Source organism: Pseudarthrobacter phenanthrenivorans Sphe3 (assembly GCF_000189535.1).
In the GTDB taxonomy this organism is placed as follows: Bacteria; Actinomycetota; Actinomycetes; order Actinomycetales; family Micrococcaceae; genus Arthrobacter; species Arthrobacter phenanthrenivorans.
In genome coordinates, this window is the sequence record NC_015145.1 from 3,294,111 (window position 1) to 3,307,817 (window position 13,707).

The window sequence follows — 13,707 nt, forward strand, 5'->3', positions numbered from 1 at the left end:
ATCTAGAAACGGTTCCGCGGCGGCCTGGGCTGCTGGCCGGCGCGGAGTTGCTTGGCCTTGCGGGCTTTCTGCACCTTGCTGATGATGGTGGGCAGAAAGAACAGGAACAGTCTTTTCACAGTTGGCGTCCTCCCCCCGGCATATCGGTGTACGGGTCATCGGGGTCCCTCAGCGGGACCCCGCCGGCTTCGGTGCCGGAAAAGGCGGGCCGTCCCGGTTCCCCGTAGATGGTTTCGCCGTAGGCGGAGGGCGCAGAGACGGTTTCCTGATAGAGCGACTCCTCGCCCCATGAGGGAACTGTTGTTGCTGAAACTGGAGCCTCAGCCGGCCGCGGTGGAATGGCGTTCCCCGTACCGGGGGCCGGAGCCCCCGCCTGCAGGCCCCGTGCCAGCCGTCCGGCCAGGAGGCCTGCCCCGGCGGCAAGCAACAGGAACGTTCCCGGCTTGCGGCGGGCGAAGGACTGCACGTCATTGAGGAGGTCCGAGGGCTCTTTGTGCTCGATCCAGGAAGCGGCCGCGGCGGCGCGGTCTGCAGCCTCCCGGACCAAGTCCGTTGCCACTCCCCGCCGATCGGGCGCCTCTGCCATGGCGTGCAGCTGGCTGGAAATGGTGCGGACGCCTTCAGCGGCCTTTTGCTGCTGTGCGCCGGCTTGGCCGCTGAGGCCCGACTTCGCCTGCTGCAGGAGGTCTTTTGCCCCGGACTTCGCCTCAGAGGCAACGTTACCGGCCTCGAGCTTGGCGGTCTGAACCACATTTTGGGCCCCACCGGCCGCCTGCCCGGCGATCTCCGACGCCTCCTCCTTGGCAACATCCTTCTTGGATGCAGAAGCCTGCGGCCACTGATTGTCCGACATCATCACTCGCTTTCGTTACGAGGCAAGGAGCCTCTGGAACCCAGCTTGTTGGATAGTAAGTATGGTTACTAATTAGATACTAAGCACACTTGCTATCCAACACGCAAGGCTGGGGTGCCAGGCGGCCCCTGCCGCGAGGTCGCCTCGCCGGGAGGCTTCTCGCGGGTTTCCTCCCGCCTTGGACAGGCCTAGGATGGGCATCGCCAAGGCCTTTTCCACGCGATGGGGCCGCTGGCATCAGAGCTCACATCAGAGAGGAAACTTGCACGATGGCTGAAACTCCGAACCCTATCCAGATCCAGAAGTTCCTGGGCGGCGTGGACTATCCCGCCAGCCGCGAAGCCTTGCTGTCCCGGGCCAAGGACTCAGGTGCTGACGAAAACGTCATCCGGGCACTTGAAGGCATCCCGGACCAGGAATACGACAGCCCCACGGCCGTCAGCTCAGCGGTTTCCGACAGCAGCTCCTAGGCAGCCGGGAGCATCCCCTAGGCATGGACAAACTACTTTATGAAGTCCTATCCCATTGATCCTGCCGTCCCTGAAGGGATGGCTGCACGGCAGAATGCGGGGCGGGAGGCGGTCCTCACCAGCCGGATCCGCCTCCTGGTGGCAGCAACCATTTCCTACAACATCATCGAGGCGGTTGTTGCCGTCAGCGCCGGAACAACTGCCTCATCCACGGCGCTGATCGGATTCGGCCTGGATTCGGTGATTGAAGTGTCCTCGGCGGCCGCCGTCGCCTGGCAATTCTCCGGCCGCGACCCGAGGGCCCGCGAGCAGCGGGCGCTGCGGCTCATTGCTCTGGCCTTTTTCGCGCTGGCCGCCTTCGTCACCGTGAGCGCTGTCAGGTCCCTGCTCGGCGCCGGCGAGGCGGAGCATTCTACGGTGGGCATCATCCTGGCGGCGGTCAGCCTGGTGGTGATGCCGTTCCTGTCGCTCGCACAGCGGAGGGCGGGCCGCGAGCTGGGCTCCAGGTCCGCCGTCGCCGATTCCCGCCAAACGCTGCTGTGCACGTACCTTTCCGGCGTCCTGCTGATGGGCCTCGTGCTCAACAGCACCCTGGGCTGGTCCTGGGCCGACCCGGTGGCCGCACTGGTTATTGCGGCAGCGGCCGTCAAGGAAGGCCTGGACGCCTGGAAGGGTGAGGGCTGCTGCGTCCCCGCCTCCACGCATGCAGGCCAGGGAACGACGACGGCGGCACCAGTGTCCGGCGGGCACGCGCCTGCCGCCGGGCTGCTGATTGGGACAAAGAAGGCCAGTGATGGCGGCGGCGCCTGCGGCTGCTGCCACGACACCGCGGTACAGGCGGCGACACCCGGCGAGCCCCGGCACACATGACGGGGCGGGCTCTCCCACCCCATGGCGGACCGGCCGCTCAGCGGACCTCGATCACGCCCATCATGCCCAGGTCCTCATGGTCCAGGATGTGGCAGTGGTACACGGAGCGCCCGGGGAAGTCCCGGAACGCCACCCTGACTTTGACCCTCCCGTTGGCAGGTACGTTCACCACATCCCGCCAGCGGGCAGGGCCGGTCTCCCGGCCGTCTTCCTCGATAACCTGCATCGGCCACACATGCAGGTGGAAGGGGTGGTCCATGGGACTGTCATTGACGATGGTCCATTCCTCCACACTCCCGGCTGCCACCGTGGTGTCGGTCCTGGACTCGTCAAAACCGCGCCCGTCGATGGTGAATCCCATCATCCCGGCGCCCATGCCCATTCCCATTCCCGTGGCCATAACCAGCTGTCTGCGGGCGGCCACCGGAGCCGACCGCAGGTCGCCGAGCCTTTCCTGCACCTGGATTTCCGTCGGGAGGGCAGCGGGTTCCCCCGAGACGCGGAGGGTAGCGAGCGCGATGCCCCCAGTTGTGTCCTGTGGGGTGCGTGGGCCGGGGCCGCGCCCCATCATTCCAGCCATGCTTCCGCGGTTGTAGGGGAAGGCGCGCAGGACTGCATCGCCTTGCGTCGTGGTGACCAGGAGGTCTGCGCGGTTGCCGGGGGCGAGCAACACGTCGTCCACATCCTCCGGCTGCTGGCCGCCGACGTCGACACCCAGGAGCCGCAGCTGCTGCCCGTCGAGGCGCAACCGGAGAAAGCGGGCCACGCAGGCATTGATGATCCGCCAGCGTTCCCGTTGTCCGGGGCGGGCACTGAAGTGCGGGGTGATTTGGCCGTTGACCAGGACCAGTTCGCCTTCCCGGCCCATCATCCGTTCCATGGCCGAAACCGCGCTGATGTTCCCCAGCGCGTCCACCGTGGTGTCCGTGATGACCAGGACCCGCTCCGCGCTGGTGTCGATGGGCACGGGGTCCTCGACGATGATGGCTCCGCAGAGGCCCGCAAAGAGCTGATCCGCCACCGTGCCGTGATGGTGCGGGTGGTACCAGTACACGCCCGGTGGGTGGTCCCCGGGGAGCTTGTATTCGTAGTCGAACGAGGCACCCGGCTCCACGGCGACAAACACGTTGTCCCCCTTGCCTTCCGGCGATACATGCAGGCCGTGCAGATGCAGGTTGGTGACCTGGGGCAGCCTGTTGGCGAGGGCGATTTTCAGGGTGTCCCCGGCCTTGATCCGGAGGGTAGGGCCAGGGATGCTCCCGTTGTAGCCGAGGGCCGAGACCTGCCGGCCCGCCAGCGCCACCAGTCCCGGAGCGGCCTCCAGCCGGACCTCCAGCTGCCCTGCCGAACTCCGCTGTTCCGGCGGCTGGGCAAGCTCGCCGCCCCCGGCCGGCACGTCCCGGCCGGCCACCAGGTCACTGCCATTGATGATCCAGAGCAGGCCGGCGCCGCCCGCCGCAGTACTGGCAACCCCCAGGCCTCCCAGCAGGAGCGCCTGCCGGCGACTGATGGGACGCACTACCGTCCCTCGTTGAGCACCCTGAGGTGGTCCCGGTACTGGTCCTCGGTCAGTTCCCCTCGGGCGAAGCGTTCATCAAGGATCTCCCGGGCCCTGCTTCCGCCCGCCGGCGGATAGCTGCCGCCGCGTCCGCCGTCACCCGGCCGGCCCTGTATTCCACCCCTGGATGCCCACACCGCCAACAGCACCAGGAGCACAATTCCGATGACCAGGAGAAGGCTCCAGAGCCACATCATCCCCATGCCCTGTCCGTAGCCCCACATCATGGCCGGCGCCTTCCTCTTCCTGCGTTTACGCCAATTTTCAGCCCGACCCCGGCCCAAAGGTAGAGTCCGAAGTCCCCTCCGCCCCTCCTCCCGCGCGGTCCTGCCCGCCTGCCCGGGTGGGCAGTGGGATCAAAGCCGGGACCCCGCCGTCGTCCGCGTTCTGACACCCTCGACGCGCAAATCCGGCCAGGACGCGCTCGTTCGTTGGCGCGCCCGGTATGCGAGTGTCGAAATCGAATGTGCGTGTCGAAATCGAAGCAGCGCAGCGCAGTAACGCGGCAGTAACGGGTTCCGGGGTCTACTAATGAGTGGGAGGTGGCAACGTGCCCACGCAACCCAGGCGGAAGACTCGGACTCCCGGGAACAAGCGCGGCGGCAGAGCAGCCGTGGCTGGCGGGCGCATCACGTCGCTCGGCCGCGGACCGGGCAGCAAAACCAAGCAGACATCCACAACCCCCTGGTACAAACGCGGCAAGACGCTCATAATCAGCGCCGGCGCCCTGGCGGCTGCCATCCTGGGCATCCTCAGCCTTTGGGACAGAATCTTCCCTCCGCCGGACGAGGACCTGGCCCGAATCGAGTCCGTCCACATCATCAAGCGCACGCCCCTGACCGGTTTCGCGGGCGGCGGGATCGGACAAGACCTGCCCCTGGCCCCGGTTATCAACCAAGGAGGAGTGGGCCGGCTGGGCATTCTGCCACTGCCTACCGTGCCGGCGCAGGCAGCATCCACCGCCACATTGTCACTTAAGCCCACTCCCACGCCTACGCCCACGCCCACAACGGCAAGTCCCACCCCCACTTTTACGTCGCCCACGCCCAGCCCGTCGCCGTCGTCGGACAGCCCCACACCCATCGCCACAACCCCTCCGCCCACCTTGTCCCCGGAGGTGTTGTCCGGAATTTCCTCCATTTCCGAGGAGTACATCTCTTCCGTGACGGAACAGGCTCCGATGCGGCCCTATGCGCCGCCGGCCAGCGTCTACGCCGCCCGGTCCCTGGTGATCGAGGCCGTGGATGAAAAGGGTGAACCCCTGCCGCCGGAGGAAGTGGCGATAGAGCTGGCGCAGGCCCTGGAGGAGGTGGAGTCGACCACCAGCCCGGAGGGTGAGGATCCGCTCGGCTGGACGGTGGCGGTGAGGGTCGACCTTGAGGGCCTGGCCCAGGTGCCCCTGCTCCTGACCTGGTCCCTGGACGGCCTGGACGTGCCGGACACATGGAAAGCCGAGAACCTCGCCTACCGGGTGGTGGGTGCCAGCCCGCACGATGCAGGCGTCGCCGAGATCTGGGTGCCCGACCTCAAGCGCGCCAGCACCTACAACGTCAACATCAAGCTGTCGTTCGAAAACAACGGGCTCATCGCCGACCTTCGCCCGCTGGCGCTGCCGGATTCCGGCCCCGTCCAGGGCGGCGGGTGAGGGTTCGCGCTCAGCTGCGCACCCGCCGTCGTGCCTTTCCGCCCAGCAGGCCTTTCAGCCCCGCCTTTCTGCCACCACGCGCCAATCTGCCGCGCCGCCCGCTACGAACCCCTGAATGGCACGCTTAGGAGACGACACGAAAAGGAAGACCAATGGCTGACCTCACCGCACTTGCCCTGATCTGCTCCCTCAACCCCTCGCCCGCACCGTCCAGCAGCGAACTCATGGCTCGCCACGTGCTGGATGAACTGGCAACCCACGGCGTGAGCGGGACGTCCCTGCGGGTGGCGGACCACGACGTCAAGCCCGGAGTACAGGTGGACATGGGCGACGGCGACGAGTGGCCCGGGATCCGCGAAAAGATCCTGGCCGCGGACATCCTGGTGCTCGCGACGCCCATCTGGATGGGCCACCCCAGCAGCATCACCCAGCGGGTCCTGGAACGCCTCGACGCGGACCTCGCCGAAACGGACGACGCCGGCCGTCCGGTCATGTACGGGAAGGTGGCGGTTGTTGCGGTGGTGGGCAACGAGGACGGCGCCCACAAGACCATCGCCGACACGCAGCAAGGGCTGAACGACGTCGGCTTCACCCTCCCGGCCCAGGGCGCCACCTACTGGGTGGGCGAGGCCATGCAGACTGTTGACTACAAGGACCTGGACAAGGTCCCCGAGAAGGTGGCCGCCACCACCGCCGGTGCCGCACGCAACGCGGCGCACCTGGCCGGGCAGCTCAAGGCCGCCCAGTACCCGGCGGGCTAGAGACGTAAATGAGCCCCGGCGCTTCCGGCGCCGGGGCTGGTGCGTGGGTTCACGCAGGCTTGCTGCTAAACAGGCTTGGCGAAGGTGGCAGCGCTCATGACTTCATAACCGACGAACGGCTCGTCGCCCTCAACCCAGGCATCGTGGCCGGCCGGGATGGTGTAGGCGTGGCCAGGGGTGACAGTAGCCTGCGATCCGTCCTCCATCCGCACCGTCAGCGTTCCGGCGGTGCAGATCCCCACGTGGTTGACCTGGCAGCTGTCCGTGTGGACCACGGTTTTCACCGTCTCGGACCAGCGCCACCCCGGCTCGAACGTGAACCGGCCCAGCGTTGCGTCACCGAGGGTCACCACGTCCACCTGCGTCTTGGGCGGGCGCCGCTTTTCGTCGGGCTCATCGAACGACTTCGCTTCAAGGCTTTGTACAGCCATTGCCTTCTCCTGACAGGGAGTGTTTGAACTGCTCATCCGGAGCTTCCAGGCTGCTCCGGGAATGGTTGGACCGGCGGTACTAAACCGCATGCGCCGGCCAACACCAGCGCCCAGCGGTATCAGCGTGCGCCCGCGCATTGGCGGTGTCAATACGGCCTGCACGAGTCTTTTGGGGCTAGGATTCCGGGATGGGACTAATAATCACACTGCTTATCATCTGGCTCGTTCTGTCCATCCTGGGCTTCGTCATCGAGGGCCTGCTGTGGCTCGCGCTGATCGGGCTGCTGCTGTTCGCTGCCACCGCCGTCTGGGGCTGGATGAAGCGCAAAACCCGGGCCTGACGGTACCGTCCGGGCGGGGGTTCGGGCCCCCGCCGTGCATTCCTTCCCAGTTACTTGGTGGCTGGCGGGCGGCGCGCCGCGTACGACGGCGTGTCCCCGCCTCCCGGGGTGACCCCGCCCGAGTAAGTGGGCAGGAACGCACGCAAAAGCTAGGGCGCGACTTCCTCGAGTGCCCAGGCGAGGATCTGCAGGTCGAAGTCATTCGGTTCGGTTATCCGGTACAGGAAGGCTTCGAAGTCAAGGCGCTTTGCCTCGCCGCCATTCGCCCAGTACCTCACCCACAGATCGTCGAGGTAGTGCTCGTCGCGCGCGATCAATTCCAGTGCTGTTGTTCGTGGATCTTCCACAACCTGTCCCCAGTCCGGGCCAACGGAGGCCCGGTGTGTTTTCTTCTCACCGACGGCCGCCACTGCTGGAGCTGTTAACCATAGTGACACGTGGGGCCCGGAGAGGTCACCCCCTGGTTCTGCCCTTCCGACCAGCCGCGCGGCCCGAGCCCCTAGTGCCCCGCCCCCAGCTTCCCGCCGAGGCGTTCGCGCATGGTGGTGCTCGCGTCGTTGAGGCCGATGATCTTCACGTCCTTGCCGTGGGCGCGGTACTTCTCGGTAATGGCGTCCAGCGCGGCGATCGTGGAGGCGTCCCAGAGGTGCGAGGCATGCATGTCGATCACCACGCGCTCCGGGTCCAGGGCGTATTCGAACTGGGTGTAGAGGTCGTTGGAGGACGCGAAAAACAGCTCGCCGTTCACCACGTAGGTGGCCGTTTCGTGACCCTCCACATTCGAGACGGTCCGCTCCACCGTGACGAAATGGGCCACGCGCCGTGCGAACAGCACCATGGCAACAAGGACCCCCACGCCGACGCCGATGGCCAGGTTATGCGAGGCCACGGTGACGATCACGGTGGCCACCATGACCAGGGTTTCGCTTTTAGGCATCATCTTCAGGGTGCGGGGGTGGATGCTGTGCCAGTCGAACGTGGCCCAGGAAACGAAGATCATCACCGCGACAAGAGCCGCCATGGGGATCAGCGACACGACGCCGCCCAGCACCACCACCAGGATCAGCAGGAAGACCCCGGCCAGGAACGTGGAGATCCGGGTCCGGGCGCCCGACGCCTTGACGTTGATCATGGTCTGGCCGATCATGGCGCAGCCGCCCATCCCGCCGGTGAAACCGGTGACGATGTTGGCGACGCCCTGGCCCCACGCCTCGCGGGTCTTGCTGGAGCGGGTGTCCGTGATGTCATCCACGAGCTTGGCGTCATCAGGGACTCAAGCAGCCCCACGAACGCCATGGCCAGGGCATACGGGAAAAGAACCTGCAGGGTCTCCAGGGTGAACGGGACGTTCGGAATGAACAGCGACGGCAGCGAATCCGGCAGTTCCCCCTTGTCCCCCACTGTGGGGACGGCCACGGAGGCCAGCACTGTGATGAGGGTGAGCACCACGATTGCCACCAGCGGGGCCGGGACGGCACTGGTCAGTTTGGGCAGGCCGAACACGATCAGCAAAGCCAGGGCCAGCAGCGGATACACCAGCCACGGCACTCCCAGCAGCTCGGGGACCTGGGCCATGAACACCAGGATGGCCAGCGCGTTGACGAACCCCACCATGACGGACCTGGGGATGAAGCGCATCAGCCTGCCCACCCCGGAGAGCCCCAGGATGACCTGGATAAGCCCGGCCAGGACGACGGCGGCAATCAGGTAGTCCACGCCGTGGGACTTCACCAGCGGGGCAATAACCAGGGCCACCGCGCCCGTCGCGGCCGAGATCATGGCGGGCCGTCCTCCCACGAAGGCGATGGTGACGGCCATGGTGAAGGAGGCGAACAGGCCCAGGCGCGGATCCACGCCGGCGATGATGGAGAACGCGATGGCCTCGGGGATCAGTGCCAGCGCGACGACGAGCCCGCCGAGGACCTCAGTCTTCAGCCGACGCGGGGATTTCAGGGTTTCCCGGACGGACTGCAGCTGTTCCGGGGTGTAGGCGGGGGCGTCACCGGCGGTTTTGGCGGCCATTGCTGGCTCCGTTCATGGTCAGGAGAACGCGCATCTGCGCCCTCGCTCTTTCGAAGATTGAAGGGGCGCAGCGCCGCGCCGGAAGGAGGGGAGCCGCTCTTGGGAGGGCTCACCGCTCATCCAAACCCTACCCTAACGTGATGGTAGGGTTTAAGCCCGGAGAAGGAAGGAGGGCCTGATGGCGGCCAAAACCGGCAGCACCACCATGCACATCGGCGAACTGGCAGAACGGACAGGTTTGTCCCTGCGCACCATCAGGCATTACGACGACGTAGGGCTGCTTCCAGCCACGGCCCGCACCGAAGGTGGCTTCCGCGTGTACTCCCAGGACGACGTCGAGCGCCTGATGGTGATCAAGCAGCTGAAGCCGCTGGGGTTCTCGCTGGAAGAGATGGCCGAGATCCTCGAACTTTTTTCCGTCCACCAGGGGGCAGAGCCCAGTGCAGAAGAACGAGCCCGGCTCGTGATGTTCCTTGAGAAGGCCGTCCACGAGCGGGCCAAGATGGCACGCAACCTGGCCCAAGCAGACCAGCTTATCGAACGGCTCAGCGGCCACACCTAACCCACCGCCGTCGTACTTTCCCGCCTGTCATCCCCCGGTGGTACGGTGGCGCCTATGCACCTGAAGGCCTACCAGCGGAGCCCTGGGCCGCACCGCCGGAGGAAGAAGCCGCGGGCCGTCCTGGCTGGCTACAGCCGCTCCCTTGCCGCCCTTCAGGGGCGGCAGCGATCTTCGCTCGGCAGATTGGCACGCAGGGTGGTGCCGCGGCACCCGGCCCAACTCATCGTCGTCGGCTTCGTCCTGGCCATCGCAGCGGGGACGGGCCTCCTGATGCTGCCCGCCGCCGCCACCGGACCACAGGGCGCCTCGCTGCTGGAAGCACTGTTCACCGCCACCTCCGCCGTATGCGTCACCGGGCTGATCACGGTGGACACGCCGGTTTTCTGGAGCGGGTTCGGGCAGGCCGTCATCCTGTTCCTGATCCAGGTGGGCGGGTTCGGCGTGATGTCCTTCGGCACGCTCCTGGCCGTGCTGACCGCCCGCCGGCTGGGCCTGCGCTCCCGCATGCTGGCCGCCGCGGAGACCAAAAGCCACGGCTTCGGCGATGTCCGCCGGGTCCTGCTGGGCGTCTTCCTCATCACGGTGATCGTGGAGGCTGCCGTGGCGCTCATCCTCACGCTGCACTTCCAGCTGGGCTACGGCTACCCGCCCGGCGAAGCCCTCTGGCACGGGGTCTTCCATTCCATCTCCGCGTTCAACAACGCAGGATTCGCGCTGTATTCGGACAACCTGATGGGATTCGTGGGCGATCCCTGGGTGTGCCTCCCCATCGCGGCCGCGGTGATCCTCGGCGGGCTGGGCTTTCCCGTCCTGTTCGAACTTCGGCGCCAGTTCCGCCGGCCGGTGATGTGGAGCATGAACACCAAGCTGGTCCTGGTGGGCAGCGTGGCGCTCCTTGCCGGCGGCACCGTTTTCCTGACGGCCGCCGAGTGGAGCAACCCGGCCACCCTGGGCGGGCTGCCGCCCCAGGACCGGATCCTGGGCGGGTTCTTCCAGTCCGTGATCACCCGCACCGCCGGCTTCAACAGCGTGGACATCGGCCAGATGCACCCGGTGTCCTGGATGGGCATGGACATCCTGATGTTCATCGGCGGCGGTCCGGCCGGTACCGCGGGCGGCCTCAAAATCACCACGTTCGCGGTGCTGTTCTTCATCCTGGCCACCGAACTGCGCGGCGATACTGCCGTGAACATCTTCGGCAAGCGGCTCTCCCGCGCCGTGCACCGGCAGGCGATCTCCGTGGTGCTCCTGGCCATCGCCCTGGTCACGGCGTCCACCATGTTCCTGATGCTGATCACCGACTTCGGGCAGGAACGGATCCTGTTCGAAGTGGTCTCGGCGTTTGCCACCGTGGGACTCTCCACCGGCATCACCGCCGCCATGCCTCCCGCCGGGCAGGTGGTGCTGATCCTGCTCATGTTCATCGGCAGGCTGGGCCCGGTGACCCTAGGCACGGCGCTGGCGCTGCGGAGCCGGCCCATCATGTACGAATACCCGAAGGAAAGGCCGCTCATTGGCTAAGGACAGGTTCGCCCGCAAGACAGGACGGGGCGCGCAGGCGGACTCGGTGGCCGTCATCGGCCTGGGTCGCTTTGGCGGTTCCCTCGCTCTGGAGCTGGAGGCACAGGGCACCGAGGTGCTGGGCATCGACGCCAGCGAGGACGTGGTGCAGTCCTATAACGGGCGGCTCACGCACGTGGTCCGTGCGGACTCCACCAAGGAGGAAGTGCTGCGCCAGCTCTCCGTCCACGAATTCGACCGTGCGGTGGTGGGCATCGGCTCGGACCTGGAGGCCAGCATCCTCACCACGTCCCGGCTGCTCACGTTCGAGCGGCCGGAGATCTGGGCCAAGGCCATCAGCGAACCGCACGCGGAAATCCTGGGGCAGCTCGGCGTGCAGCACGTCATCCGGCCCGAGCACGACATGGGCAAGCGCGTGGCACACCTGGTCCGCGGATCAATCATGGACTATGTGGAATTCGAGGATGACTTCGTGATGATCCGCACCCGGCCGCCGGGGCCGGCCAGGGACCGGCCGCTGGGCGTGCTGGGTCTGCGGGACCAGTATGGCATCACGATTGTGGCGGTGAAGCGGCCGCACGGCACGTGGCAGCACACCACTGCGCAGACGGTTCTTTATGACGACGACGAGATCATCGCCCAGGGGCCGAAGAACCTTGCCGAGGGGTTCAGCACGCTGGGCTGAGGTCCCCCCGGCTGGGGCGGTCAGCCCTGGCGCGCCTTCATCCGCGGGTTCTTCTTGTTGATCACGAAGGTGCGTCCCCGGCGGCGGACGATCTGAGCGCCGGGGATTTTCTTCAGTGCCCGCAGTGAATTACGTACTTTCATCAGTTGCTCCTTTGGTGTGTTTCGGTTGGTTCGTTCAGCCCGAACGGGTCCTCGAACGAGGCGGCGGCGGAGGCCATCTCCTCGTCGGTCAGTCCGCACGCGTTCAGCAGCGCGGCGACTTCAGCGGCATCCACGTCGTCACCGGTGACGGCAAGGACCGTTCCGCGGTCGCCGTACTCGGGGTGCCAGTCCAGCCCGGCCTCGTCGGCTGCCGGCGGGGTAAGCAGCAGTGCTTCGCGCTCAGCCGGCTCGCGGTCAGCCAGCCAGTGTCCGGTGTTTTCGAGCCAGACCCTCGGTCCAATCCCCTGGAGGGCGATCCGGCAACCGGGGGCGGAGGCCACCCACAGCCTTCCGCGCAACCAGCAGGACCCTTCGGCGAGTGCCTTCAGCGCATGGCGGAAGCGCTCCGGGTGAAGCGGGCGCCGGATCCGGTGCACCACAGTGGAGAAGGGTGCCGAAGGCTGTTCCGGCACCCGCACCGAGCCCGGCAGCCTTCGCGCCATGGCCTTTGCCAGGCGGTGCCTGCCCAGCCGCACGGCGCCGTCGGCATCTGAAACCACGGCATGGGGAGCCAGCTCCCTGAGCAGCTGGACGCCACGGGCGCGCAGCGCAGGGTCCACCGGAACCAGGGCGGGGTCGGACAGGACGACCGTGTCGCTGAAGGACAGCTCCCCCACCAGGAATTCCCCCGGCGTCCGGTCATCCTCCGCGACCGGGGTGAACCCGGACTCGAACAGGGTGTGGTGGTCCCACAGCTGGTCCTCCAAAGCGTCAGGAGCGCAGGCCAGCACCACCGAGTCCACGGTGACCCCGCTGCCCAGTCCCTTCAGCAGTGCACCCACGGCCATGGACGACTCCACCGCCGCCGGCAGCCCCAGGATGACGTGCGATCCCTGCTGGGCCAGCCGCTCCAGGGCCGGGACAACATCCAGCCGGACCGTGCAGCTCAGGCACCCGTGCTCGAGGGTGGACTCGTGGCGCTCCAGGCACTGGCCGTCCCTGAAGACGCGCCGGACAACCACTCCGCCTTCGAGCAGGTCATGGAAAACCACCAGGGCGCCGGGCACCTCCGCAGCCAGCACGGCGCAGGCTTTCTGCCGGGCAAACACGTCAAGGGAACTCACAACAGTCACGAACATGACCACCACACTATTGCGAAAGGTTCTCAATAGCAAGCCCTGCCGAAACAGCAGCGTACGGCCACTACGGTCCGAAAACGGTAGTCAGTATGCTGATCTTTTATTAGGCTGGTGGCAGTGACTTGGCTAGGAAGGACCGGAGGCGGACCGATTTCGAAACCAGCAGTGGGCACGCTCGACGTCACCATTCAGGTGGTGATGCGGGCCGCACTCGGCTTTGTGCTGCTGCTGACATTCACAACTTCCCCGGCTGCCGTGATGTGTCTGCAGATGGACCACACAATGCCCATGGCAATGAGCTCCGCGGCGGCGGGCACCGCAGGGGAGACCAGTGGCGCCACCCAAGCTTTGACTGCAACGTCGCGCCACTCACCGTCCGAGCGGGCCTGCTGCCTGGAGCAGACCGGCTTGCCCCAAGCGACGGCACCGCACCACCGCCCCTTCCCTGATCCTGCTTCTGCTGCCCCCGTCCATGCGGCACCACAGGCTTCAGAAGGCGCCTTTGCGCCGCCTGGGTGGTTTGACCCGGCACTGAAGAGACTCCAGCATCTCGCACCCTCACTGGCCGCCCTGTCCATCAGCAGGACGTAGAGCTATGCCTGCTGCGCCATTCCGTTCCGGCATGCGCAGCAGGTGTTGTCTTTATGCCCGACAGATTGGCCCGCCACCCGGCGGGCGCCCGCAGCCAAACCATCAGTGACGCGGC

General features: G+C 66.6%; 16 protein-coding genes and 1 pseudogene. 9 read left to right on the forward strand and 8 right to left on the reverse strand.

Annotated features, from left to right (window positions below; translation table 11 throughout):
• Window positions 1–115 precede the first annotated feature (115 nt).
• Window positions 116–856 (reverse strand): hypothetical protein, encoded by a 741-nt coding sequence (locus tag ASPHE3_RS21585; protein ID WP_013602101.1) that lies wholly within the window; start codon window positions 854–856, stop codon window positions 116–118.
• A gap of 266 nt (window positions 857–1,122) precedes the next feature.
• Between ASPHE3_RS21585 and ASPHE3_RS15305 the strand changes: the two genes are divergently transcribed.
• A complete protein-coding gene (locus ASPHE3_RS15305) occupies window positions 1,123–1,323 on the forward strand; it encodes a DUF2795 domain-containing protein (RefSeq protein ID WP_013602102.1) in 201 nt (66 codons plus the stop codon).
• Between the two features lie 78 nt (window positions 1,324–1,401).
• Window positions 1,402–2,193, forward strand: coding sequence for a cation transporter (locus ASPHE3_RS15310; protein WP_148258180.1), 792 nt, complete (start codon window positions 1,402–1,404; stop codon window positions 2,191–2,193).
• A gap of 37 nt (window positions 2,194–2,230) precedes the next feature.
• Here the strand turns inward: ASPHE3_RS15310 and ASPHE3_RS15315 are convergent, their stop codons facing one another.
• Window positions 2,231–3,712: a multicopper oxidase family protein gene (locus ASPHE3_RS15315; RefSeq protein ID WP_013602104.1), complete on the reverse strand. Its 1,482-nt coding sequence runs from the start codon at window positions 3,710–3,712 to the stop codon at window positions 2,231–2,233.
• Window positions 3,712–3,978, reverse strand: coding sequence for an SHOCT domain-containing protein (locus ASPHE3_RS15320; protein ID WP_013602105.1), 267 nt, complete (start codon window positions 3,976–3,978; stop codon window positions 3,712–3,714). The genes ASPHE3_RS15315 and ASPHE3_RS15320 overlap by 1 nt, the downstream gene beginning before the upstream one ends.
• Window positions 3,979–4,301: 323 nt before the next feature.
• On the opposite strand from ASPHE3_RS15320, the gene ASPHE3_RS15325 reads away from it, so the two are divergent.
• Together ASPHE3_RS15325 and ASPHE3_RS15330 are read left to right on the forward strand one after the other, a co-directional pair.
• On the forward strand, window positions 4,302–5,396 hold the full coding sequence (locus ASPHE3_RS15325) for a hypothetical protein (protein ID WP_148258121.1): 1,095 nt from the start codon (window positions 4,302–4,304) through the stop codon (window positions 5,394–5,396).
• 152 nt (window positions 5,397–5,548) lie between these two features.
• Window positions 5,549–6,157: a flavodoxin family protein gene (locus tag ASPHE3_RS15330; RefSeq protein WP_013602107.1), complete on the forward strand. Its 609-nt coding sequence runs from the start codon at window positions 5,549–5,551 to the stop codon at window positions 6,155–6,157.
• A 65-nt stretch (window positions 6,158–6,222) separates the two neighbouring features.
• On the opposite strand, the gene ASPHE3_RS15335 is transcribed toward ASPHE3_RS15330, so the two are convergent.
• On the reverse strand, window positions 6,223–6,588 hold the full coding sequence (locus tag ASPHE3_RS15335; protein ID WP_013602108.1) for a cupin domain-containing protein: 366 nt from the start codon (window positions 6,586–6,588) through the stop codon (window positions 6,223–6,225).
• Between the two features lie 188 nt (window positions 6,589–6,776).
• Here ASPHE3_RS15335 and ASPHE3_RS22100 point away from each other — a divergent pair, with 188 nt between their 5' ends.
• Complete coding sequence (locus ASPHE3_RS22100) at window positions 6,777–6,929, forward strand: LPXTG cell wall anchor domain-containing protein (RefSeq protein ID WP_013602109.1); 153 nt, start codon at window positions 6,777–6,779, stop codon at window positions 6,927–6,929.
• A gap of 149 nt (window positions 6,930–7,078) precedes the next feature.
• Here ASPHE3_RS22100 and ASPHE3_RS15345 read toward each other — a convergent pair whose 3' ends face one another.
• Together ASPHE3_RS15345 and ASPHE3_RS15350 are read right to left on the reverse strand one after the other, a co-directional pair.
• Complete coding sequence (locus ASPHE3_RS15345) at window positions 7,079–7,339, reverse strand: hypothetical protein (protein ID WP_013602110.1); 261 nt, start codon at window positions 7,337–7,339, stop codon at window positions 7,079–7,081.
• An 89-nt stretch (window positions 7,340–7,428) separates the two neighbouring features.
• A pseudogene (locus tag ASPHE3_RS15350) lies at window positions 7,429–8,951 on the reverse strand (SulP family inorganic anion transporter).
• A gap of 178 nt (window positions 8,952–9,129) precedes the next feature.
• Between ASPHE3_RS15350 and ASPHE3_RS15355 the strand changes: the two are divergent.
• The 3 genes from ASPHE3_RS15355 to ASPHE3_RS15365 all read left to right on the forward strand — a co-directional run bounded on the left by ASPHE3_RS15355 (window position 9,130) and on the right by ASPHE3_RS15365 (window position 11,719).
• A complete protein-coding gene (locus ASPHE3_RS15355) occupies window positions 9,130–9,513 on the forward strand; it encodes a MerR family transcriptional regulator (protein ID WP_013602111.1) in 384 nt (127 codons plus the stop codon).
• A gap of 183 nt (window positions 9,514–9,696) precedes the next feature.
• Window positions 9,697–11,034, forward strand: coding sequence for a TrkH family potassium uptake protein (locus tag ASPHE3_RS15360; RefSeq protein ID WP_254362897.1), 1,338 nt, complete (start codon window positions 9,697–9,699; stop codon window positions 11,032–11,034).
• Entirely contained in the window at window positions 11,027–11,719 is a 693-nt protein-coding gene (locus ASPHE3_RS15365; RefSeq protein ID WP_013602113.1) for a potassium channel family protein, read from the forward strand. The genes ASPHE3_RS15360 and ASPHE3_RS15365 overlap by 8 nt, the downstream gene beginning before the upstream one ends.
• A 20-nt stretch (window positions 11,720–11,739) precedes the next feature.
• On the opposite strand, the gene ykgO is transcribed toward ASPHE3_RS15365, so the two are convergent.
• Together ykgO and ASPHE3_RS15375 are read right to left on the reverse strand one after the other, a co-directional pair.
• Window positions 11,740–11,862 (reverse strand): type B 50S ribosomal protein L36, encoded by a 123-nt coding sequence (ykgO, locus tag ASPHE3_RS15370; RefSeq protein ID WP_011693081.1) that lies wholly within the window; start codon window positions 11,860–11,862, stop codon window positions 11,740–11,742.
• The gene (locus ASPHE3_RS15375) at window positions 11,862–13,001 is read right to left on the reverse strand and encodes a GTP-binding protein (protein ID WP_041653075.1); all 1,140 of its coding nucleotides are present in this window, start codon (window positions 12,999–13,001) and stop codon (window positions 11,862–11,864) included. Before ASPHE3_RS15375 ends, ykgO begins: the two co-directional genes overlap by 1 nt.
• Before the next feature lie 165 nt (window positions 13,002–13,166).
• On the opposite strand from ASPHE3_RS15375, the gene ASPHE3_RS15380 reads away from it, so the two are divergent.
• The gene (locus ASPHE3_RS15380) at window positions 13,167–13,592 is read left to right on the forward strand and encodes a hypothetical protein (protein ID WP_041652262.1); all 426 of its coding nucleotides are present in this window, start codon (window positions 13,167–13,169) and stop codon (window positions 13,590–13,592) included.
• The last annotated feature ends 115 nt before the right edge of the window (window positions 13,593–13,707 follow it).

Excerpts from the sequence above, each read along its gene's own strand:
- ASPHE3_RS15330 (WP_013602107.1), top strand. The coding sequence starts at position 5,549 with ATGGCTGACCTCACCGCACTTGCCCTGATCTGCTCCCTCAACCCCTCG.
- ASPHE3_RS15320 (WP_013602105.1), bottom strand. The coding sequence starts at position 3,978 with ATGATGTGGGGCTACGGACAGGGCATGGGGATGATGTGGCTCTGGAGC.
- ASPHE3_RS15375 (WP_041653075.1), bottom strand. The coding sequence starts at position 13,001 with ATGTTCGTGACTGTTGTGAGTTCCCTTGACGTGTTTGCCCGGCAGAAA.
- ASPHE3_RS15355 (WP_013602111.1), top strand. The coding sequence starts at position 9,130 with ATGGCGGCCAAAACCGGCAGCACCACCATGCACATCGGCGAACTGGCA.
- ASPHE3_RS15305 (WP_013602102.1), top strand. The coding sequence starts at position 1,123 with ATGGCTGAAACTCCGAACCCTATCCAGATCCAGAAGTTCCTGGGCGGC.
- ASPHE3_RS21585 (WP_013602101.1), bottom strand. The coding sequence starts at position 856 with ATGATGTCGGACAATCAGTGGCCGCAGGCTTCTGCATCCAAGAAGGAT.
- ASPHE3_RS15310 (WP_148258180.1), top strand. The coding sequence starts at position 1,402 with ATGGCTGCACGGCAGAATGCGGGGCGGGAGGCGGTCCTCACCAGCCGG.
- ykgO (WP_011693081.1), bottom strand. The coding sequence starts at position 11,862 with ATGAAAGTACGTAATTCACTGCGGGCACTGAAGAAAATCCCCGGCGCT.
- ASPHE3_RS22100 (WP_013602109.1), top strand. The coding sequence starts at position 6,777 with ATGGGACTAATAATCACACTGCTTATCATCTGGCTCGTTCTGTCCATC.
- ASPHE3_RS15335 (WP_013602108.1), bottom strand. The coding sequence starts at position 6,588 with ATGGCTGTACAAAGCCTTGAAGCGAAGTCGTTCGATGAGCCCGACGAA.